Source organism: Pseudomonas sp. JDS08PS003, from assembly GCF_045013505.1.
Lineage (GTDB): Bacteria > Pseudomonadota > Gammaproteobacteria > Pseudomonadales > Pseudomonadaceae > Aquipseudomonas > Aquipseudomonas protegens_B.
In genome coordinates this window covers 1986982-2008421 of sequence record NZ_CP120724.1, presented here as the reverse complement: position 1 = coordinate 2008421, position 21440 = coordinate 1986982, and the positions used below count along the sequence as shown (strand labels likewise).

Annotated in this window: 23 protein-coding genes; all 23 read right to left on the bottom strand. The window is 61.3% G+C overall.

All coding sequences use genetic code 11. The features are described 5' to 3' along the window. Nucleotides 1-18: 18 nt before the first annotated feature. A complete protein-coding gene (locus P7C00_RS09125; RefSeq protein ID WP_003183998.1) occupies nucleotides 19-390 on the bottom strand; it encodes a chemotaxis response regulator CheY in 372 nt (123 codons plus the stop codon). A 165-nt stretch (nucleotides 391-555) separates the two neighbouring features. Continuing rightward, nucleotides 556-1296: an RNA polymerase sigma factor FliA gene (gene fliA, locus P7C00_RS09120; protein ID WP_011060003.1), complete on the bottom strand. Its 741-nt coding sequence runs from the start codon at nucleotides 1294-1296 to the stop codon at nucleotides 556-558. Beyond that, nucleotides 1293-2123: a flagellar synthesis regulator FleN gene (fleN, locus tag P7C00_RS09115; protein ID WP_016963180.1), complete on the bottom strand. Its 831-nt coding sequence runs from the start codon at nucleotides 2121-2123 to the stop codon at nucleotides 1293-1295. Before fleN ends, fliA begins: the two co-directional genes overlap by 4 nt. Nucleotides 2124-2241: 118 nt before the next feature. Next, entirely contained in the window at nucleotides 2242-3564 is a 1323-nt protein-coding gene (gene flhF, locus P7C00_RS09110; protein ID WP_346631979.1) for a flagellar biosynthesis protein FlhF, read from the bottom strand. An 11-nt stretch (nucleotides 3565-3575) separates the two neighbouring features. Continuing rightward, nucleotides 3576-5705, bottom strand: a complete 2130-nt coding sequence (gene flhA, locus P7C00_RS09105; RefSeq protein WP_346631980.1) for a flagellar biosynthesis protein FlhA — start codon at nucleotides 5703-5705, stop codon at nucleotides 3576-3578. 283 nt (nucleotides 5706-5988) lie between these two features. Beyond that, a complete protein-coding gene (gene flhB / locus P7C00_RS09100) occupies nucleotides 5989-7164 on the bottom strand; it encodes a flagellar biosynthesis protein FlhB (protein ID WP_346631981.1) in 1176 nt (391 codons plus the stop codon). A 3-nt stretch (nucleotides 7165-7167) separates the two neighbouring features. Beyond that, complete coding sequence (gene fliR / locus P7C00_RS09095) at nucleotides 7168-7950, bottom strand: flagellar biosynthetic protein FliR (protein WP_123723967.1); 783 nt, start codon at nucleotides 7948-7950, stop codon at nucleotides 7168-7170. Between the two features lie 4 nt (nucleotides 7951-7954). Next, the gene (fliQ, locus tag P7C00_RS09090) at nucleotides 7955-8224 is read right to left on the bottom strand and encodes a flagellar biosynthesis protein FliQ (RefSeq protein WP_011059988.1); all 270 of its coding nucleotides are present in this window, start codon (nucleotides 8222-8224) and stop codon (nucleotides 7955-7957) included. A 24-nt stretch (nucleotides 8225-8248) separates the two neighbouring features. After that, nucleotides 8249-8998 (bottom strand): flagellar type III secretion system pore protein FliP, encoded by a 750-nt coding sequence (gene fliP, locus P7C00_RS09085; protein ID WP_011059987.1) that lies wholly within the window; start codon nucleotides 8996-8998, stop codon nucleotides 8249-8251. After that, the gene (gene fliO / locus P7C00_RS09080; RefSeq protein ID WP_346631982.1) at nucleotides 8998-9438 is read right to left on the bottom strand and encodes a flagellar biosynthetic protein FliO; all 441 of its coding nucleotides are present in this window, start codon (nucleotides 9436-9438) and stop codon (nucleotides 8998-9000) included. Before fliO ends, fliP begins: the two co-directional genes overlap by 1 nt. Next, nucleotides 9439-9900, bottom strand: a complete 462-nt coding sequence (gene fliN / locus P7C00_RS09075) for a flagellar motor switch protein FliN (protein ID WP_346631983.1) — start codon at nucleotides 9898-9900, stop codon at nucleotides 9439-9441. 55 nt (nucleotides 9901-9955) lie between these two features. Continuing rightward, on the bottom strand, nucleotides 9956-10924 hold the full coding sequence (gene fliM, locus P7C00_RS09070) for a flagellar motor switch protein FliM (RefSeq protein WP_011059984.1): 969 nt from the start codon (nucleotides 10922-10924) through the stop codon (nucleotides 9956-9958). A 9-nt stretch (nucleotides 10925-10933) separates the two neighbouring features. Next, the gene (gene fliL / locus P7C00_RS09065; RefSeq protein ID WP_346631984.1) at nucleotides 10934-11434 is read right to left on the bottom strand and encodes a flagellar basal body-associated protein FliL; all 501 of its coding nucleotides are present in this window, start codon (nucleotides 11432-11434) and stop codon (nucleotides 10934-10936) included. 154 nt (nucleotides 11435-11588) lie between these two features. Then, nucleotides 11589-12992: a flagellar hook-length control protein FliK gene (locus P7C00_RS09060; protein WP_346631985.1), complete on the bottom strand. Its 1404-nt coding sequence runs from the start codon at nucleotides 12990-12992 to the stop codon at nucleotides 11589-11591. Between the two features lie 98 nt (nucleotides 12993-13090). Continuing rightward, a complete protein-coding gene (locus tag P7C00_RS09055) occupies nucleotides 13091-13435 on the bottom strand; it encodes an Hpt domain-containing protein (protein WP_346631986.1) in 345 nt (114 codons plus the stop codon). A 30-nt stretch (nucleotides 13436-13465) separates the two neighbouring features. Next, the gene (locus tag P7C00_RS09050) at nucleotides 13466-15172 is read right to left on the bottom strand and encodes a fused response regulator/phosphatase (protein WP_346632078.1); all 1707 of its coding nucleotides are present in this window, start codon (nucleotides 15170-15172) and stop codon (nucleotides 13466-13468) included. Nucleotides 15173-15177: 5 nt separating this feature from the next. Then, nucleotides 15178-15483, bottom strand: a complete 306-nt coding sequence (locus P7C00_RS09045) for an STAS domain-containing protein (RefSeq protein ID WP_011059979.1) — start codon at nucleotides 15481-15483, stop codon at nucleotides 15178-15180. Between the two features lie 87 nt (nucleotides 15484-15570). Next, complete coding sequence (gene fliJ / locus P7C00_RS09040; RefSeq protein WP_102864021.1) at nucleotides 15571-16020, bottom strand: flagellar export protein FliJ; 450 nt, start codon at nucleotides 16018-16020, stop codon at nucleotides 15571-15573. Nucleotides 16021-16026: 6 nt separating this feature from the next. Continuing rightward, the gene (gene fliI / locus P7C00_RS09035; RefSeq protein ID WP_346631987.1) at nucleotides 16027-17385 is read right to left on the bottom strand and encodes a flagellar protein export ATPase FliI; all 1359 of its coding nucleotides are present in this window, start codon (nucleotides 17383-17385) and stop codon (nucleotides 16027-16029) included. Further along, nucleotides 17375-18211 carry a flagellar assembly protein FliH gene (gene fliH / locus P7C00_RS09030; protein WP_346631988.1) on the bottom strand — a complete coding sequence of 279 codons (837 nt, stop codon included), beginning with the start codon at nucleotides 18209-18211 and terminating at the stop codon, nucleotides 17375-17377. The genes fliI and fliH overlap by 11 nt, the downstream gene beginning before the upstream one ends. A gap of 9 nt (nucleotides 18212-18220) precedes the next feature. Next, on the bottom strand, nucleotides 18221-19240 hold the full coding sequence (gene fliG / locus P7C00_RS09025; RefSeq protein ID WP_011059975.1) for a flagellar motor switch protein FliG: 1020 nt from the start codon (nucleotides 19238-19240) through the stop codon (nucleotides 18221-18223). Then, a complete protein-coding gene (gene fliF / locus P7C00_RS09020) occupies nucleotides 19233-21020 on the bottom strand; it encodes a flagellar basal-body MS-ring/collar protein FliF (protein ID WP_346631989.1) in 1788 nt (595 codons plus the stop codon). The genes fliG and fliF overlap by 8 nt, the downstream gene beginning before the upstream one ends. A 15-nt stretch (nucleotides 21021-21035) precedes the next feature. Then, nucleotides 21036-21362 (bottom strand): flagellar hook-basal body complex protein FliE, encoded by a 327-nt coding sequence (fliE, locus tag P7C00_RS09015; protein ID WP_123723956.1) that lies wholly within the window; start codon nucleotides 21360-21362, stop codon nucleotides 21036-21038. Nucleotides 21363-21440: the final 78 nt, after the last annotated feature.

Genomic DNA, 21440 nt, shown 5'->3' with positions numbered 1-21440 from the left:
GCGGAATGGCTACGCGTCTCAACCGATGCGTTCGAAGATTTTTTCGATCTTCTCTTTCAACGCCTGAGCCGTGAATGGTTTGACGACATAGCCGTTTACGCCGGCCTGGGCAGCTTCGATGATCTGCTCGCGCTTGGCTTCAGCAGTAACCATCAATACCGGCAGGTGCTTGAGTTTTTCATCGGCACGCACGTGGCGCAGCAGGTCGATACCGGTCATGCCCGGCATGTTCCAGTCTGTTACCAGAAAGTCGATGCTCCCGCTGTTGAGTACCGGAATGGCAGTGGTGCCATCGTCGGCCTCGACCGTGTTGGTGAAACCCAGATCACGCAACAGGTTTTTTATGATCCGCCGCATCGTTGAAAAGTCATCAACGATGAGGATTTTCATGTTCTTGTCCAATTCGACCTCCAAGCAGTCTTAAACGCATCCAGCACCTGAACGCGCCATTCAATCAATTCGGCATAACACACAACGACTGCATGGAGCACATACCGCAAGACCGGTGCAGCGCTTGCTTCACCGGTCCTGATCGCAGTGTCCCCACACTGCCTGTCAGCGCGCTCGCCACTCCCCCAAACGCCCCCGCAAGCGGGCTGCGCACTGGCTGTGTAACTGGCTGACCCGCGACTCGCTGACCCCCAGGACCTCACCGATTTCCTTGAGGTTCAGCTCTTCGTCGTAGTACAGCGCCAACACCAGTCGCTCGCGCTCCGGCAAATTGGCAATCGCATCCGCCAACGCAGCCTGGAAGCGTTCATCCTCCAGGTCCCGTGACGGCTCGAGATGAGCACTGGCGCCATCCTCATGCAGCCCTTCATGTTCGCCGTCCTGCAACAGGTCGTCGAAACTGAACAGGCGGCTGCCCAAGGTGTCGTTCAAAATCCCGTAATAATCGTCGAGACTCAATTGAAGTTCGGCCGCAACCTCGTGATCTTTAGCGTCACGACCGGTTTTAGCTTCAATTGCGCGAATGGCATCACTGACCATGCGCGTATTACGGTGCACCGAACGCGGTGCCCAATCGCCTTTGCGAACCTCGTCGAGCATCGCCCCACGGATACGGATACCCGCGTAGGTTTCGAAACTCGCTCCCTTGCTCGCGTCGTATTTGGTCGACACTTCGAGCAAACCGATCATCCCGGCCTGAATCAGGTCTTCCACCTGAACACTGGCCGGCAACCGCGCCAGCAGGTGATAGGCAATACGCTTGACCAGGGGCGCGTAGCGCTCGATCAGTTCGTATTGGCTGTCACGTGCCGACTTCTTGTAGAGGTTGTAGCCGCTGGCAGTCATAGCACCGGTCCCGCTGTTTGATGCACTAGCCGCTCGACAAAAAACTCCAGATGCCCGCGTGGGTTCGCTGGCAACGGCCAGGTATCGACTTTTTGCGCGATGGCCTTGAACGCCAATGCACACTTCGAACGAGGAAAGGCTTCATAGACCGCACGCTGCTTTTGCACGGCCTTGCGTACGCTTTCGTCGTAGGGAACTGCGCCGACGTATTGTAAGGCCACGTCCAGGAAGCGATCCGTGACCTTGGTCAATTTTGCAAACAGGTTGCGCCCTTCCTGAGGGCTCTGGGCCATGTTGGCCAAGACCCGGAAACGGTTCATGCCATAGTCGCGGTTGAGCAGTTTGATCAGCGCGTAGGCGTCGGTGATGGAGGTCGGTTCGTCACAGACCACCAGCAACACTTCCTGGGCCGCGCGGACGAAACTGACTACCGAGTCACCAATACCTGCAGCGGTGTCGATCACCAGTACATCGAGATTGTCGCCGATGTCGCTGAAGGCCTGGATCAGACCGGCGTGCTGGGCGGGGCTCAGGTGCACCATGCTTTGGGTACCCGAAGCGGCCGGAACGATGCGAATGCCGCCAGGCCCCTGGAGCAGCACGTCGCGCAGCTCACAGCGCCCTTCGATGACATCCGCCAGGGTGCGCTTGGGGGTCAGACCCAACAGGACATCGACGTTGGCCAGTCCCAGATCGGCGTCCAGCAGCAAGACTCGCCGGCCGAGCTCAGCCAGAGCCAGGGACAAGTTCACTGACACATTAGTCTTGCCGACGCCACCTTTGCCGCCGGTCACCGCAATCACCTGTACGGGATGCATGCTGCCCATGTTCTTTCTTTACCTTGTCTTACTTAGACGGGGCCACATAACTGGCTGCGCGTTCACCATTGGAACAATGCATGGCAGACCATCGATGTAGATACACTGCAATCTATTCATGTCTACCTCAGCCGACCCGCTTGGTCGGGCTGTGATAGAGGTCAGCGAACATGTCGGCCATGGCTTCTTCGCTGGGTTCTTCCTGCATCTGCACGCTGACAGCGCGACTCACCAACTGGTGCCGGCGAGGCAGGTGCAAATCGTCGGGAATCCGTGGACCATCGGTGAGATAGGCCACCGGCAATTCGTGACTGATGGCCAGGCTCAAGACCTCGCCAAGACTGGCTGTTTCATCCAGTTTAGTCAGGATGCAACCGGCCAGACCGCAGCGCTTGTAGCTGTGGTAGGCAGCGGTCAGCACCTGCTTCTGGCTGGTGGTGGCCAGTACCAGGTAATTCTTCGCCCGAATCCCACGACCGGCCAGGCTTTCCAGTTGCATGCGCAACGCCGGGTCGCTGGCTTGCAGGCCGGCGGTGTCGATCAATACCACGCGCTTGCGCAGCAGCGGGTCCAGGGCCTGAGCCAGGGACTGGCCTGGATCGACATGGGTCACCGACACATTGAGGATACGCCCCAGGGTCTTGAGCTGCTCCTGGGCGCCAATACGGAAGCTGTCCATGCTCACCAGAGCGATGTTCTGCGCGCCGTACTTGAGGACATAGCGCGCTGCCAGTTTGGCCAGGGTGGTGGTCTTGCCCATGCCGGCAGGGCCGACCATGGCGATCACGCCACCCTCTTCAAGCGGCTCGACTTCCGGGGTCTGGATCATCCGCGCCAGGTGTGCCAGCAACATGCGCCAGGCCTGGCGAGGCTCGTCGATTTCGCTGATCAGTGCCAGCAGGTCGCGAGACAGCGGGCCGGAGAGGCCGATGCGCTGCAGGCGACGCCAGAGGTTGGCCTGCTCGGGGCGACTGCCCTGCAACTGGCTCCAGGCAAGAGAGCCCAGTTGCACTTCCAGCAGCTCGCGCAGACCGTTGAGTTCGAAACGCATGGAGTCCAGAGCCCGATTATCGGGCGCCGGAGCAGCAGGAGCCGGCGCCGGGCGCGGACGCTCGGTCAGGGTCGGCTCGATCAGCGGCTCGGCGGCAGTCAATGGCAGACCGGCGAACAACTGGCGATTGGTGATCGAGGCGCTGTCGCCCTCGCCCCGCAGGCTCAGCTCGGCCTGGGCGGTGACGATCCGCGACTGGGTCTTGCGCAACTCGTCCTCGAGTTCCATGTTCGGAACCCGTGGCGACAACGCCGACAACTTGTAATCCAGCGCAGCCGTCAGCTCGACCCCCCCGGCAATCCGCCGGTTGCCGATAATGGCAGCTTCAGCGCCCAATTCATCACGAACCAGTTTCATGGCCTGACGCATATCGGCGGCGAAAAAACGCTTAACTTGCATAACCCACTACCTCAGCCGTTGGGCCCTACTGTCGCAACGATGGTCACTTGCTTGTTGTCGGGAATTTCCTGGTACGCCAACACATGCAACCCGGGAACGGCGAGACGCCCGAACCGCGAGAGCATGGCGCGGACCGGACCCGCTACCAACAGAATCACCGGTTGACCTTGCATCTCTTGACGCTGCGCCGCATCGATCAGCGAACGTTGCAGCTTTTCAGCCATGCTTGGCTCCAGCAGAACGCCTTCTTCCTGGCCTTGTCCTGCCTTCTGCAAACTGCTGAGCAAAATTTGTTCCAACCTTGGCTCCAAGGTGATCACTGGCAGCTCAGACTCAGTACCTACAATGCTTTGGACGATGGCGCGAGACAATCCGACCCGAACCGCGGCAACCAAAGCGGCAGTATCTTGACTCTTGGCGGCATTGTTGGCGATAGCCTCGGCAATGCTGCGGATATCCCGTACCGGCACCTGTTCGGCCAGCAGCGCCTGCAAAACCTTGAGCAACTGCGACAACGACAGCACACCCGGCACCAACTCCTCCGCCAGCTTCGGCGAACTCTTGGCCAGCAACTGCATCAGCTGCTGCACTTCCTCGTGACCGATCAGCTCGCTGGAGTGCTTGTACAGAATCTGGTTCAAGTGGGTGGCGACCACGGTACTGGCATCCACCACGGTGTAGCCGAGGGACTGCGCCTGAGGCCGCTGGCTGATTTCGATCCACACCGCCTCCAGGCCGAAGGCCGGGTCACGGGCAGAGATACCGTTGAGGGTGCCGTAGACCTGCCCGGGGTTGATCGCCAATTCGCGATCCGGATAGATCTCGGCCTCCGCCAGGATCACCCCCATCAGAGTCAGGCGATAGGCACTGGGGGCCAGGTCCAGGTTGTCACGGATATGCACAGTGGGCATGAGGAAGCCCAGGTCCTGGGAGAGCTTCTTGCGCACCCCCTTGATCCGCGCCAGCAGCTGTCCGCCCTGGTTGCGATCCACCAGGGGAATCAGGCGGTAGCCAACTTCCAGACCGATCATGTCGATCGGGGTCACATCGTCCCAACCCAGCTCCTTGGTTTCCATGGCCCGAGCCGGAGAAGGCAGCAGGTCCTGCTGACGCTGGACCTCTTCCAGAGCCTGGACCTTGACCAGATTCTGCTTTCTCCAGACCAGATAAGCCGCACCGCCAGCCACCGCTGCCAGGCTGAGGAAGGAGAAGTGCGGCATGCCCGGCACCAACCCCATCACCGCCATCAGGCCCGCGGCCACCGCCAGCGCCTTGGGCGAGGCGAACATCTGCCGGTTGATCTGCTTGCCCATTTCTTCGGAACCCGAAGCACGCGTCACCATGATGGCGGCCGCAGTGGACAGCAGCAGCGATGGCAGTTGCGCCACCAAACCGTCACCGATGGTCAGCAAGGCATAGACCTTGCCGGCGTCGGCAAAGGTCATGTTGTGCTGGAAGATACCGACCGCCATACCGCCGATCAGGTTGATGAAGAGGATCAGCAGGCCGGCGATGGCGTCGCCGCGAACGAACTTGCTGGCACCGTCCATGGAGCCGTAGAACTCGGCTTCCTGGGCCACCTCCAGACGACGCAGCTTGGCCTGATTCTGATCGATCAGGCCGGCGTTGAGGTCGGCGTCGATGGCCATCTGTTTGCCGGGCATGGCATCCAGGGTGAAGCGCGCGCTCACCTCGGAGATGCGTCCGGCACCCTTGGTCACCACCACGAAGTTGATGATCATGAGGATCGCAAAGACCACGATACCCACGACATAGTTACCGCCGATCACCACCTCACCGAAGGCCTGGATCACCTTACCGGCCGCGGCATGGCCTTCCTGGCCGTGGAGCATCACCACTCGGGTCGAGGCCACGTTGAGTGCCAACCGCAGCAAGGTGGCCACCAGCAGAATGGTCGGGAACACCGCGAAATCCAGCGGTCGCAGGGCGTACACGCAGACCAGCAGGACCACAATCGACAGGGCGATGTTGAAGGTGAAGAACACATCCAGCAGGAACGCCGGCACTGGCAGCATCATCATGGCCAGCATGACCAACAGCAGCACAGGTACACCCAGGTTGCCTCGACCGAGGTCGACCAGGTTACTGCGAGCCGTGTTGATTAACTGAGAGCGATCCACCGATTTACCCCGTTCCGTAAAGCAAACTTTTGACGCCTGAAGCGGCTCGGGGCTGCTACTGCAAGAAGCCTTCCAACTTTGCCGCAGCGGCGCAATCGCGCCCTGAACCAGGAGGAACCGGCGTGCCGGCGAACAGGATCGCGGGGCCGCCCTCGTCGGCAAACGAAGCGTCGCAGGGCCGGCTGCAAGGAACAGAGTTACAAGGCGAGATAATGGCAATTAGCCATTTTTCTGACATAAGCAAGGCGCATTCGCTGGCAAGCCAGCGCCTGCATGCCTGGAACTAGACAGGATCGATGGGGCCGCCCGAGGACTGCTTGCCGCCAGTGTCGCGCTGCAGATCCGTAGGAATCGGCAAGTCCTTGAGCGGGTCCGGGCGCTTGCCCTTGCCTGCACGGTGCTGGCGAATCTGGTAGACATAGGCCAGGACCTGGGCCACCGCCAAGTAAAGCCCCGCCGGGATCTCTTCCTCAAGCTCAGTGGAGTAATAGATGGAACGCGCCAGGGCCGGGGACTCCAACAACATCACTTCATGGGCCACGGCAATCTCGCGGATTTTCAGGGCCAAGAAATCACTGCCCTTGGCCAGCAACACCGGCGCCCCACCCTTCTCGGCGTCGTACTTGAGAGCCACGGCGTAGTGGGTCGGGTTGGTGATGACCACGTCGGCCTCGGGGATCGCTGCCATCATCCGCCGCTGGGACATCTCGCGCTGGGTCTGGCGAATCCGCTGCTTGACCTCAGGCCGACCTTCCTGGTCCTTGTGCTCGTCACGCACCTCCTGCTTGGTCATCAACAGCTTCTTATGGGCCTGGTACAGCTGCACCGGCACATCCACCGCGGCGATCAAAATCAACCCGCAAGCCATCCACAAAGTGCTCCAACCCACCACCTGGACACTGTGGATGATCGCCAGCTCAAGCGGTTCGTGGGCGATCCGCAGCAGGTCGTCAATGTCCGACGACAACACCGAAAGCGCCACGAACAGCACCAGGCCGAACTTGGCCAGAGCCTTGAGCAACTCGATCAACGCAGTGAACGAAAACATCCGCTTGAGGCCGTTGGCCGGATTCATCCGACTGAACTTGGGCGCCAGGCTCTTGCCCGCAAACAGCCACCCCCCCAGGGATATCGGCCCGATGACGGCCGCCAGCAGCAAGGTCAACAGCACCGGCTGCACCGCCAGGATGGCGATCTTGCCCGAGTGCAGCAGGTACAGTCCCATGGCGCCCGGGCTGAGCAGCACTTCCCGGGGCAAAGAGAAGTTCAGGCGCATGATTTCCAGCAGATCCTGAGCCAGACCGCCCCCATAAACCAGCAGACCGCCCGCCCCCGCCAGCATGATGGCCAGGGTATTGAGCTCCTTGGAACGGGCGATTTCACCCTTCTCCCGGGAGTCCTTCTTGCGCTTCTCCGTGGGGTCTTCTGTCTTGTCCTGACCGCTCTCGCTTTCTGCCATGGCTCAGCGCGCCTTTGCCAGTTCGCGTAAGAACTGCAAGGCCTCGGAGGCCAGCGGTTGATACTGGTTGAGAATGTCGGCCAGGCTGATCCAGACAATGCCCATGCCGAGCACCAGGGTCAGGGGAAAGCCGATGGAGAAGATGTTCAACTGCGGGGCGGCTCGGGTCATCACGCCAAAGGCGATGTTGACCACCAGCAAGGCGGTGATCGCCGGCAGCACCAGGAGCAACGCCGCCCCCAGGACCCAACCCAGCTTGCCCGCCAACTCCCAGTAGTGGTTGACCATCAGGCCGCCGCCCACCGGCAGGGTGGTGAAGCTTTCGGTAAGGACCTCAAAAACCACCAGATGGCCATTCATGGCCAGGAACAGCAGGGTCACCAGCATGGTGAAAAACTGCCCGATCACCGCCACCGAGACACCGTTGGTGGGGTCGACCATGGAAGCGAAGCCCATGCCCATCTGGATCGCCACGATCTGCCCGGCGACCACAAAGGACTGGAAGAACAACTGCAGGGAAAACCCCAGCACCGCACCGATCAGAATCTGCTCGGCAATCAGCAGCAGGCCACTGAGATCCAGGGCATGCACTTCAGGCATGGGTGGCAGGCCCGGGACTATGACCACGGTAATCGCCAGGGCGAAATACAGGCGCACGCGACGCGGCACCAGAGTGGTACCAAAAATCGGCATCACCATCAGCAGCGAGGTGACCCGGAACAGCGGCAACATGAAGCTCGCCACCCAGGTACTGATCTGAGTGTCGGTCAGCGCCAACAGGGACATCGGCTCAGCCGATCAGCTGAGGAATACTGCCGTACAACTGACGGATGTATTCCATAAAGGTTTGCACCAGCCAGGGACCGGCAACAATCAGGGTCACCAGCATCACCAGCAGGCGCGGCAGGAAGCTCAGGGTCTGTTCGTTGATCTGGGTGGCCGCCTGGAACATGGCCACCATCAACCCCACCAGCAGGCTGGGCACCACCAGCACCGCCACCATCATGGTGGTCAGCCAGAGGGCTTCGCGAAACAGGTCTACCGCGACTTCTGGAGTCATTGTCGAGCACCCGCTAACAAGGTTTTAAACACCACCGAAACTGCCCGCCAAGGTACCGATGATCAGGGCCCAGCCATCCACCAGGACAAACAGCATGATCTTGAACGGCAAGGAAATGATCAGCGGCGAAAGCATCATCATGCCCATGGCCATCAGCACACTGGCCACCACCAGGTCGATGATCAGGAACGGGATAAAGATCATGAAGCCGATCTGGAAGGCCGTCTTGAGCTCGGACGTGACGAAGGCCGGCACCAGAATGGTCAGGGGTGCCTGGTCAGGGCTGGCGATGTCGGTGCGCTTGGACAGGCGCATGAACAACTCCAGGTCACTGCTGCGAGTCTGCGCCAGCATGAAGTCCTTGATCGGCACCTGGGCCTTGGCCACTGCATCCTGAGCCGTGAGCTTTTCCGCCAGGTAAGGCTGCAAGGCATCCTGGTTCACCCGGTCGAACACCGGAGCCATGATGAACATGGTCAGGAACAGCGCCATGCCGGTGAGGATCTGGTTCGACGGTGTCTGCTGCAAGCCCAGGGCCTGACGCAGGATCGAGAAGACGATGATGATCCGGGTAAAGCTGGTCATCAGCATGACGAACGCCGGAATGAAACTCAGCGCAGTCATGATCAGCAGGATTTGCAGGCTGACCGAGTATTCCTGCTGACCGCTGGCGTTGGTGCCCAGGGTGATCGCCGGGATCGACAACGGGTCGGCCGCCAGCGCCAGCGGCGCCGCCAACATCAGTGCCAACGTCAAGATGATGCGCAACGGCATTACTTCTTATCCTTCTGATCCTTGCCCAACAGCTCCATCAGGCGCTGGGCGAACTCGGGCGTCGCCTGCTCGGCACTGGGCACCTGCACCGGCTCTTTGAGTACATGCAACGGGGTGATAGTGCCCGGGGTCAGGCCCAGCAAAATCTGCTCGCTGCCCACTTGCACCAGCACCAGACGATCCCGCGGCCCCAGGGCCCGAGAGCCGATCAGCTCGATCACCTGCCCTTTGCCGGCGGGACCGGCCTGCTGCACTCGGCGCAGCAGCCAGGCGAGGAAGAAGATCAGCCCGATCACCAGCAGCAGCCCCAGTACCAGCTGGGTCAACTGCCCGCTGACGCTGCCCACTGCCGGGGCTGCAACCGCAGCGGTCGCAGCCGACTCTGCAGCCAGGGCGCCCAGGGGCAAGCCGAGCACAACCACGCCAAGCAGCTTGTTCACTTAGCGCAGCTTCTTGATGCGTTCGCTGGGGCTGATCACGTCAGTCAGGCGAATACCGAACTTCTCGTTGACCACCACCACCTCGCCATGAGCGATCAGGGTGCCGTTGACCAACACATCCAGCGGCTCGCCGGCCAGGCGGTCAAGCTCGATCACCGAACCCTGGTTGAGCTGCAGCAGGTTGCGGATGTTGATATCGGTGCTACCCACTTCCATGGAGATCGATACCGGGATATCAAGAATCACGTCCAGGTTGGGACCGTCGAGCGTGACCGGCTCATGGTTCTTGGGCATGCTGCCGAACTCTTCCATCTGCAAACGCCCGGAACCGGATGCGGCGCCTGCGTCAGCGGCCAGCAAGGCGTCGATATCGGCCTGGCCGGCATCACCGGTTTCTTCCAGTGCAGCAGCCCATTCATCGGCCAGCGCCTGGTCGTCCTGGGAGTTAATTTCGTCAGCCATCTTGGGTCCTCGACGGGCAAAAATTCATTGAACAGCAAACAGGTTGGAGCGCCGCTCAACGGCGCTCGATCGGCTCGATCACTTGCAGCGCCAGGTTGCCCTTGTGGGAACCCAGCTTGACCTTGAACGACGGCACGCCGTTGGCGCGCATGATCATGTCTTCCGGCAGTTCCACCGGGATCACATCGCCAGGCTGCATGTGCAGGATGTCCCGCAGGCGCAACTGACGACGGGCCACCGTGGCACTCAGCGGTACGGCCACGTCCAGCACGTCTTCGCGCAGGGCCTTGCTCCAGCGCTCGTCCTGGTCGTCCAGATCGGACTGGAAGCCGGCGTCGAGCATTTCGCGGATCGGCTCGATCATCGAGTACGGCATGGTCACGTGCAGATCGCCGCCGCCGCCATCGAGCTCGATGTGGAAGGTCGACACCACGATGGCTTCGCTGGGGCCGACAATGTTGGCCATGGCCGGGTTCACTTCAGAGTTTATGTACTCGAAATTGACCGGCATGATCGCCTGCCAGGCTTCCTTCAGATCGACGAAGGCCTGCTCCAGCACCATGCGCACCACCCGCAGTTCGGTAGGCGTGAACTCACGCCCTTCGATCTTCGCGTGACGGCCATCGCCGCCGAAGAAGTTGTCCACCAGCTTGAACACCAGCTTGGCGTCGAGAATGAACAGCGCCGTACCACGCAGCGGCTTGATCTTCACCAGGTTGAGACTGGTGGGCACATACAGCGAGTGCACGTATTCACCAAACTTCATGACCTGCACGCCACCTACCGCCACATCGGCGGAACGACGCAGCATGTTGAACATACTGATCCGGGTATAGCGGGCGAAACGCTCGTTGATCATTTCCAGGGTCGGCATGCGTCCGCGGACGATGCGATCCTGGCTGGTCAGGTCGTAGCTTTTGACGCTGCCGGGTTCGGCAGCGTGTTCGGTCTGTACCAGACCGTCGTCGACGCCATGGAGCAGCGCATCGATCTCATCCTGGGACAGCAGGTCCTGCACGGCCATGTCGTGTTCCTACTGCAGTACGAAGTTAGTAAAGAGCAACTGCTCGACCACCACTTTGCCCACCTCTTTCTGCGCCACTTCCTGGACGCTGGCAGTGGCCTTCTGGCGGAGCATTTCCTGGCCGACCGGAGTCGCCAGGGTGTCGAAATTCTGTCCGGAGAACAGCATCACCAGGTTGTTGCGGATCACCGGCATGTGCACTTTCAGCGCGTCCAGGTCTGCCTGGTTGCGCGCCAGCAGGGTAATGCTCACCTGCATGTAGCGCTGACGGCCGTTCTGCGTGTAATTGGCGACGAAGGCCGGGGCCATGGGCTCGTAGATCGCTGCCGGCTTGACGTTGCTGGCGGTTTCTGCAGCCGGCGCAGGCTTGCTCTGAGCACTGTGCATGAAGTACCAGGTGGCGCCGACCGACAAGCCGATGGCCAGCAACAACGCCAGGACAATCAAGAGGATAAGCTTGAGTTTGCTTTTCCCTGCGGTGGGTTTTTCTGCTGCTTCGCTCTTCGCCATGCCAATAATCCGTCACTATTCGGGGGTTCACAGTCGCACGGCAAGGCAAGAGCAAGTGTTATGCCAGATTTGTCTGAAATAGGGGGATAAACAGCGGGGAGGGAGAAGCAAGGGGCATGACGAGCTGTCTCGCCACGCCCCTTCTGTCACTCAATCAGGCGTAATAGTCCACAGCACTGGTGCCGATCACGGTCTGTACCGGGGCAGCCACTTCAGCCACGCCATGGGGCAACTCTTCGTCGCCACCGTCCAGGCGCGTGCCACTGGTACTGGAACCACTCCTGCGGTTCTGCTCCTGTTGCGCCTGCTCCTGACCCTGCCAGCCGCGGGACTGGTCGGAAACATTGACGTCCACCTGCCCCAACCCCTGCTGGTTGAACATGTCGCGCATACGGTGCATCTGCCCTTCCAGGGCTTCACGAACGCCGGCGTGGGCACTCATGAAGGTCACCTGGGTCTGCTGATCAGGAATCATGTGCACACGAATATCCAGGCGACCAAGCTCCGCAGGCTGCAATTGGATATCCGCCGATTTGAGGTTGGCGCTGGACAGGTACATCACCCGATTGACCACTTCATCGGTCCAGCCACTCTGGTGCATGGCCAGCGGCTGGTTGACCGGCACCGCATTGGCGGTCTTCGGCGTCGCCGCCTGGGTCAGGGCCGCCAGACGATTGGCGAAGTCATCCACCCGGGTATCGCTGGACGCTCCCTTGAGGTCTTTCAGGCCGTCGGCAATCAGACCAGTGAAGGCCTTTTCGCCGCCCTGCTCGGTGCTGTTCTTGCTGGCTTGCTGTTCAAGCATGCCGGCCATGCCATTGGCGAAGTTCTGCACCGACGTCAACTGACCGTCGGCATTGGCGTTCGCTGGCGCAGCCTTGGGCTGAGACTGACTGGAGGCCGAGACGTGTCCGCCCTGCTCCATGGCCAGACGCACCGCCGGCAAGGCATCCAGTGGATCGGCCTCGGGATCGAACGCCTCCTTGGGCGGCTCCGCCACAGGCGCCACCGTCGGCACTACCGCTGCCGCCACCACGGCTGGCGGCGCCACGGGCACTTCCACCTGAGGTTGCGCAACCACTACCGGCGGCGGCACTTCAGCAACCTGAGGTTGCGGCTGGATCGCCGGCAACAGACTCGGGTCCACCGGCGCCGGATTCACCGAGGCATCGGCCTGCGTGGTGTCGGCCGGCTTGCTGTCATCACTGGCGGCAGCGGCAGGCTTGCTGTCGCTGTTCGCCGACTTATCGGCAGGCAAGGTTTTGCCGCTATCGGCAACCGCTGGCTGCGGCGCGGCAGACTGATCGCTGGCAACATCCTTCTTAGGACTGTTGTCGACGCTCTTGTCACGCACGGGCTTGGGCGAGTTGTCGGCGAGGGCCGGCGGCTTGTTCTGCGGCTTGCTCTGGGACTCTTTGGCATAGAGCTGCGCAAAGCTGGACGCCTTGTCCCCAGGCTCGGCAACGCTTGCCAACGGGCTGGCAGGGGCCGCTTGAGTCTTGGACTTAGCGTTGGCCTGAGCAGTGGCCTGAAGAAGCGAATTAGGGGTAACAGCCATGGGACAGTCTCCGCTGCACGGGGATCATAGGTACAGTTGAGAGACTTGACTGCAAAGGTCGAGCCAGTTTTATCAACCAGCTGATAAAAGGTCGTTTCTCAGCAGTGAAAACGCTGCAGTTCTTGCTCGCACAGGCGCCGGACAATGGCGAACTCGCCATCGATCTCCCCCACCAGCTGACGAATGCCATCAATGGCCGACTGTCCGGCCCGCACCTCGAGCTCATGACAGAGCTCCGCCAGGCGGATAGCCCCCATATTGCTGCTACTGCCCTTGAGACTGTGGGCGGTTGCCACTAGCTGCAGAGCATCCTCGGACTTGCGCAACAGTCGCATCCGCTCCTCGGAATCGCAGACAAAAGTGTCCAGCAGGACGGGGTATTCATCCTCCATGACTTCCTGCAATGCGTTGAGCACCGTGTGGTCCAGATGTATCTCAGCCACTTGTTCACTCCTTGATCAAGAACCCCAGGATTATGCCAGAGCCTCCCAGGAAAACTCCACGCAGACACTGCGCCCGTCGTCCGCCCACACCGCCTGGCGGCTCATCTGTCGGATCAGGCTGACGCCGCGCCCCGACAAGCGCCCGGTATCGTTGGGCCGGGCCAGGATCGCCGCGACATCGAAGCCCTCGCCACTGTCTTCGACCCGCACGATCAGGCGCCCTCCCGTGTCCAGGGGCTGCACCTGCAAATGCACCCGGACAAAGCCGTCCTCCAGCTCCGCCAGCCTCACCGATCGCTCGCGGTAGTAGCGACTAAAGCCCTCAGCATCGCGCTTGAGCCGGGAATCGAGCTTGAGCACACCGTGCTCCAGCGCATTGGAATAGAGCTCGGCCAGTACGCTATATAAAGCCCCGCTCTGGGAGCGCAGGCCATGCACTTCAAGCAACAACTGCAGTAGATACGGCAAGGGGTTGAAGCGCTTGAGGGTAGCGGCGCGGAACTCGAAGCTCACCGACCAGTCCAGCGGGCAGGACTGGCCGCTGTCGGAGTACACCGGGGCCGGCGGCGCCAGCCTGGGAAATTCCGGCAAGCCGACTTCGACCATGCTCACGTCGTCCCGGGCACTGCCGCCAAAGTCCTCCAGGGCCTGTTGAATCTCCTCGAACAGCCGCTCCTGCTCACGGTTGGCGGCAAACACCCGGTGCAACCGCTCCACACCAAACAACTCATCCTCGGCATTACAAGTGTCGATCACCCCGTCGGACAGCAGGAATACCCGATCACCCGGCGCCATGGGGAACACCTCAGTGTGATCCTCGAAGGCCTCGGCACTCAGCACCCCGAGAGGTAGATGGCGCGCCACCAAAGGCGTACGCGCGCTGCTGGCTTCACGATACAAATACCCCTCGGGCATGCCGCCGTTCCACACCTCCACCGCCCGCCGCTGGTTACTCAGGCACAGCAGGGTTGCGCAACAGAACATATCCACCGGCAGGATGCGCTTGAGCTTGGCATTCATCTCCCGCAGGGTTTCCGGCAGCCCGTAACCCTTGGCGGTCATGCCATAAAACACCTCGGCCAGGGGCATGGCCCCCACCGCCGCAGGCAAACCATGACCGGTGAAGTCCCCCAGCAATACATGCATGTCACCCGCCGGGGTGTAGGCCGCCAGCAGCAAGTCGCCGTTGAACAGTGCATAAGGCGATTGCAGGTAGCGGATGTTCGACGCATCCAGGCAACCGGAGTGGGCAACCTTGTCGAACACCGCCTTGGCCACCCGCTGCTCATTGAGCAAGTAATCATGGTGACGAGTGATCTGGTCGCGCTGCGCCAGCACGGTTTCCTGCAGGCGCCGCAAGCGGTCCATAGCGTTGATCTTGGCGCCCAGGATCACCGGATTGTAGGGTTTGGCCAGAAAGTCGTCGCCGCCCGCCTCCAGACAGCGAGCCAGCGCCTCGCCTTCACTCAGGGAAGTGAGGAAGATGATCGGCACCAGCGTCTCGCCCGCCAGGGCCTTGATCCGTCGCGCCGCCTCAAAGCCATCCATCACCGGCATCATCGCGTCCATCAGCACGATGTGCGGACGCTGCTGCTCGAACAACGCCAGTGCCTCGACCCCATTGCTGGCCGCCAGCACCTGATGCCCCTGGCGCCGAATGATACTGGACAGCAGCAAGCGGTCCGCCGCGCCATCCTCGGCGATCAGCACACACAGGGGCTCGGCCATCGAGCGCATATCGCTCAACTGATGTCGAAAAGCTTGTCGAAATTGGAGATGGCGAGGATCTTGCGCACATCCGAGTTGCTGTTGATCACCCGGACATCGGCATTGTCGCCACCGGCATGATCACGCAACAGCAACAGCATGCCCAGAGCCGAGCTGTCGAGGTAAGTGGCTTCCTTGAGGTCCACCACGATGGACTCCGGCGTCCGGTTTAGGCGCTCGTAGGATTCACGAAACTCCTGGTGGCGCCCGAAATCGAAGCGCCCCCTGATGGAAATCGTGAGTTTCTGCCCGTCCGGGGATATTTCTGTAACGACCGACATGTGACTGCTTCCTTGTCATTGACGACGTTTAAAAGGTTTAGCACCCACTGACCCGGCGAACAACCTGCGGACGAAAAATGAGCGCTCTCAATAAGGATTCTGACGGGGCAGGCGCTGGGAAAGTTCATCCAGTAGCTTCTGTTCGCGCTTGTCCTCAAGCGCCCGAGCCTCATCGATGTAACGCTGCACCAGCTTGCGCAGCCCTTCCACCCGCGCATAAGCCTGCTGCCAAGCCTCGCGAGCGCGATCGAGGTTGTTCTGATGCCAGGCAAGGCTTTGCCGCTGCTGGGCCACGGCGGTATCCAACTGACTGAGAAAATACTGATAGTTCATCAACCAGTGACCACTGACGCCGAGCTTGCCGCGCTCGACCCACTGTTCCTGGTAGTCGCCACGAAAACGCTCCAGGTCCCCCAGCTTGCTCTGGGCCACACGTACCTGGCCGTGAAAGTACTCCAGACGCTGGGCAGCGGTACGCTCGGCGTTTTCCGCCATGTCCACCACCGGCGCCAGACGCGCCGCACGGCTGTCGGCCATGGCCGGTTAGCCTCCCGTCGCTGGAGCGAACAGCATTTCCAGGTGGGTCTGGCTATGACCCAGGCTGACGTTGTCGTTAAGCCCCTGGCGCAGGTAGGCGACCATCGCCGGCTGCAGGGAAATTGCGGTGTCGGTATCGCGATCGCCACCGGCGACGTAGGCGCCAACGCTGATCAAGTCCCGAGCCTGTTGATAACGCGACCACAGCTGCTTGAAGTATTGCGCCCTGGCCATATTGTCGGGGCTGATCACCGCCGGCATGACCCGACTGATGGAGGCCTCGATATCGATGGCCGGATAGTGCCCTTCTTCGGCCAGGCGCCGGGACAGCACGATATGCCCGTCGAGCACGCCCCGGGCCGAGTCGGCGATCGGGTCCTGCTGGTCGTCACCTTCGGACAGCACGGTATAGAACGCGGTAATCGAGCCCCCACCGGCCTCGGCGTTACCGGCCCGCTCCACCAGCTTGGGCAGCTTGGCGAACACCGAAGGCGGATAACCCTTGGTGGCCGGCGGCTCGCCGATGGCCAGAGCGATTTCCCGCTGGGCCTGGGCGAAACGAGTCAGGGAGTCCATCAGCAACAGGACGTTCTTGCCCTTGTCGCGAAAATATTCGGCAATCCGCGTGCAGTACATCGCCGCCCGCAAACGCATCAACGGCGCATCGTCCGCTGGCGAAGCCACCACCACCGAACGCTTGAGGCCTTCCTCACCGAGAATGTGCTCAATGAACTCCTTGACCTCACGACCCCGCTCGCCGATCAGCCCGACCACGATGATGTCGGCCTCGGTGAAGCGAGTCATCATGCCCAGCAGCACACTCTTGCCCACACCGGTACCGGCGAACAGACCGAGGCGCTGACCGCGGCCCACCGTCAATAAACCGTTGATGCTGCGAATGCCCACATCCAGCGGCTGGCTGATGGGGTCGCGCTTGAGGGGGTTGATGGTGGGGCCATCCATCGGCACCCAGTCTTCGGCACGCATGCCGCCCTTGCCATCCAGAGCCCGCCCGGCGCCATCCAGTACACGCCCGAGCATGCCCATGCCCATAGGCAGGCGCCCGGTGTCGGCCAAAGGGACAACCCGGGCGCCAGGAGCGATCCCGGCCACGCTGCCTACGGGCATCAGGAACACCTTGCTCCCGGAAAAGCCCATGACTTCCGCCTCGACCTGGACCGGGTGATAGCTGTCATCGTTGATCACCAGGCAGCGGGTGCCCATGGCGGCGCGCAGTCCCTCAGCTTCAAGAGTAAGACCGACCATACGCAGCAGGCGGCCTTCAAGAATCGGCTGGCCCGGCAGCTTGATGGCCTCGGCGTAACCTCCCAGGCGCTTGCCGAAACTGGTGCGATCAAGGCGCATCGGGGTGTTCCGCAGGCTCGGCTTGCTCTGTGACGGTGGATTCTGCGGCGTCGACATCCGGCGCAGCCGGAGTCCGTGGGCCGAGGTCCAGGCTCAGGTCCGCAGCTGCCGGGTGCAGCGACTGCTCGTGCAACTGATCGAACAGTTGGTCCATGGCCTGGGTGATCCGGGTTTCGATGCTGGCATCGATGCGGCTGTGCTCGGTCTCGACCCGGCAACCGCCGGGCAGCAGCGCCTCGTCCTCGACGATGCGCCAGCTTTCCTCGTGCCGCTCGCGCAGGCTCTTGACCTGCTCGAAATCCTGCGGATTGACGTACAGGCGCACATTGCCAACCCCCAGGGGCAGCAGCTTGAGAGCCTCGCGCATGACGTGTTCGATCTGGCTGGAATCCATCGCCAGCTCACGCTGGATCACCTGACGGGTGACATGCTTGACCAGATCCACCAGGGATTTTTCGATCTGCGTATCTTGCTCGGCGATGGGCTCGAACAAATTGACCATCAGCTGTTCGAGCGCTTGCAACTTGGCGACCAGGGCGACTTCAGCCTCCTGGCGAACCTTGAGCGTGGTGCTGTGGAAGCCTTCCTTCTCGCCGGTGGCGAAACCTTCGTTATAGGCTTCCTGGCGAATGCTCTCGAGCTCTTCGAGGGTCAGTGGCTGGACTTCTTCCAGGGGCACTTCCTCGATTTCTTCCGGCACCTCTTCAGGCTCGGGCTCAGGCTCGGGCGGCTCGGGATCGAAACTGGGCAGTGCCCAGACGTCAAAACCCTCGACGTCCCGGGCACGAATCAGTTCGCTTTGGGACTCATCACTGCTGGACGACATAAAGCGACCTTAGATCATTTCTTCGCCGCCCTTCCCGCCGAGAACGATCTCTCCGGCTTCGGCCATACGGCGGGCAATAGTGAGGATTTCCTTCTGCGCAGTTTCCACGTCGCTGACGCGAACCGGGCCCTTGGCTTCCAGGTCGTCGCGCAGCAGCTCCGCCGCACGCTTGGACATGTTCTTGAAGATCTTTTCCTTGACCCCTTCGTCCGAACCCTTGAGGGCCAGAACCAGGACGTCGGAGGACACTTCGCGCAACAGGGCCTGGATACCGCGGTCATCGACATCGGCCAGGTTGTTGAACACGAACATCAGGTCTTCGATCTGACCGGACAGGTCTTCGTCGACTTCGCGGATCGAATCCATGAGCTGGCCTTCGATCGAGCTGTCGAGGAAGTTCATGATGTCGGCTGCGCGCTTGATACCGCCCAAGGTGGTACGGGACGCGTTGGAGTTGCCGGAGAACTGCTTCTCGAGAATCTGGTTCAGCTCTTTCAGGGCCGCCGGCTGCACAGTATTGAGCGAGGAAACCCGCAAAATGATGTCCAGGCGCGCCTTGTGGTCGAAGTTGCCCAGCACTTCACCGGCCTGATCCGGATCGAGGTAAGCCACCACGATGGCCTGGATCTGCGGGTGCTCGTAACGGATCACGTCGGCCACGGCCCGCGGTTCCATCCACTTCAGGCTGTCGAGGCCACTGGTGTTGCCACCCAGGAGGATGCGGTCGATCAGGCCGTTGGCCTTGTCTTCGCCCAGGGCCTGGGTGAGCATTTTGCGCACGTAGTCGTCGGAACCGACGCCGAGGCTGGTCTGATCGCCGACGATGTCGACGAACTCGCTCATCACCTGCTCGACCTGCTCGCGGTGCACGTTACCCATCTGCGCCATGGCCACACCCACACGCTGAACCTCTTTGGGCCCCATGTGGCGCAGCACTTGCGCGGCATCGGTGGAACCCAGGGACAGCAGCAGAATCGCGGCTTTGTCGACCCGGGTCAGTTTGGCGGTAGCGGCTCGGTTATCACTCATCTGCGTTAATCCACTCTTTCACGACCTGAGCCACACGACCCGGGTCTTCAGCCACCAGACTCTTGATTGCGTTCAACTGAGCGTCATAACCCTCGCTCGGGCTCGGCAGCAGAATGCTTTGCGGGCCGCCGAGACTGACGCGGTCGTTGGCCAGCTCGCCGTCCAGGCCACCCATGCCGCCCAGCTCGACGTCGCTGCCCAGTCCTGCCAATTGCTTGTTCTTGCCGCCGCCAGTGATGTTGTTGAGCACCGGACGCAGGACACCGAACACCAGCACCAGGATGAACAACACACCCAACACTTGTTTGACGATGTCCCAGAACCACGGCTGCGAGTAGAACGGAATATCGGCGACCACTTCCCCACGCTCGGCGGAGAACGGCACGTTGATCACGCTGACACTGTCGCCACGGCTGGCATCGAAGCCCACTGCGTCCTGCACCAGGCGAGTGAAGCGCGCCAATTCGTCGGCGCTCCAGGGAGCACGGCTGGTTTCGCCGTTGGCCGGATTGACCTTGACCTGATCGTCCACCACTACCGCTACCGACAGGCGATTGAGACGCCCCTGCTGCTGCTTGGTGTGGCTGATGGAGCGATCGAGCTCGAAGTTCTTGGTGGATTGTTGACGCTTGTCCGACGGATACGGTGCCAGCATCGGCTGGCCGGTAGCCGGATCCATGATCTGCTGACCGTTGGCGTCCAACAGCGGCTGACCTGGCTGTACCATGCCAGCGGCGGCGGTAGCCCCACCGGTGGTTTGCGGCGCCGAAGCCGGCGATGGCGGCTGGTTGCTCAGGGCACCCGGAACGCCTTGCGGGCCATTGCTGCTGGAGCGCTGTTCGTTGACCGACTGCTCGCTGCGCAAGGCCGGCTGGTCGGGGTTGAACTGCTCGGAGGTGGATTCAACGGCACTGAAGTCGACATCCGCGGAAACTTCAGCCTTGTAGCGATCGTTGCCCAGCACCGGCTGCAGGATGTTGTGCACCCGCTGGGTCAGCATGCCTTCCAGACGACGGCTGTAGTCGAATTGCTTGCCAGCCATGGTCAGCGCGGAGTTTTCCGCTTGATCGGAGAGCAGGTTGCCCTTCTGGTCGACCACTGTAACTTGGGACTTGCTCAATTCGGGGACGCTGGTAGCCACCAGATTAACGATGGCCATGACCTGGCCCGGCTCCAGGGAGCGGCCGGAATACAGCTCTACCAGTACCGAAGCACTGGGCTTGCGCTCGTCACGGACGAACACCGAGCTTTTCGGAATCGCCAGGTGCACCCGGGCACCCTTGACATTGTTCAGGCTGGAGATGGTGCGGGCCAGTTCGCCTTCCAGGCCGCGACGATAACGGGTCGCCTCCATGAACTGGCTGGTGCCCAGGCCTTGATCTTTATCCAGGATCTCGAAGCCGACGTTGCCGTCACCCGGCGCTACCCCGGCAGCAGCCAGTTTCAGGCGGGCACGTGGCAGGTCATCGGCCTTGACCAGCAAGGCACCGGAATTGGGCTCGACGGTGTAGGGAATGTCGGCAGAAGCCAGGGTATCCATGACCTGTTTGGCGTCCATCCCGGCCAGGCTGCCGTACAGCGGCCGGTAATCGGGCTGCTGGGACCACAGCACCACGGCAAAGCCGATCGCCACGCTGGCGGCCAGGCCTACCAACAGGCCAACCTGACGCAGCATGGTCATCTGGGACAGGTTTTCCAGGAAGGACAAACCGAACAGCGGCGGTTTACCGTCTATCGGGGTGGCCTTGGCCGGTACGTTATCGGCGACTGCTTCTGCCATGACTCAATCTCGTCCTTAAACCGGCATCTGCATGATGTCTTGATACGCTTGAACCAGTTTGTTGCGCACCTGGGTCAAGGCTTGAAAGGACACACTGGCCTTTTGCGAGGAAATCATCACATCCGTCAGGTCCACACCGCTTTTGCCAATCTCGAAGGCGCCGGCCAACTGATTGGACGCCTGCTGGGTGTCATTGACCTTGTTCACGGCCTGGCCAAGCATGTCAGCGAAACTGCTGCCGCTGACCTCTGCCACTGCGGCGGATTTGGGCTGCGACATCGCGTCCATCTGCATGGCCCGCATATCCAGCATCAACCGATTAAATTCAACACCTTGGCTCATGGTCTACTCTCTCTGACGACCCGCAATTTTTTGACGCTCACTGTGCGGTTAGTGAGGTGTTAGCAACAAGGGTGCCAG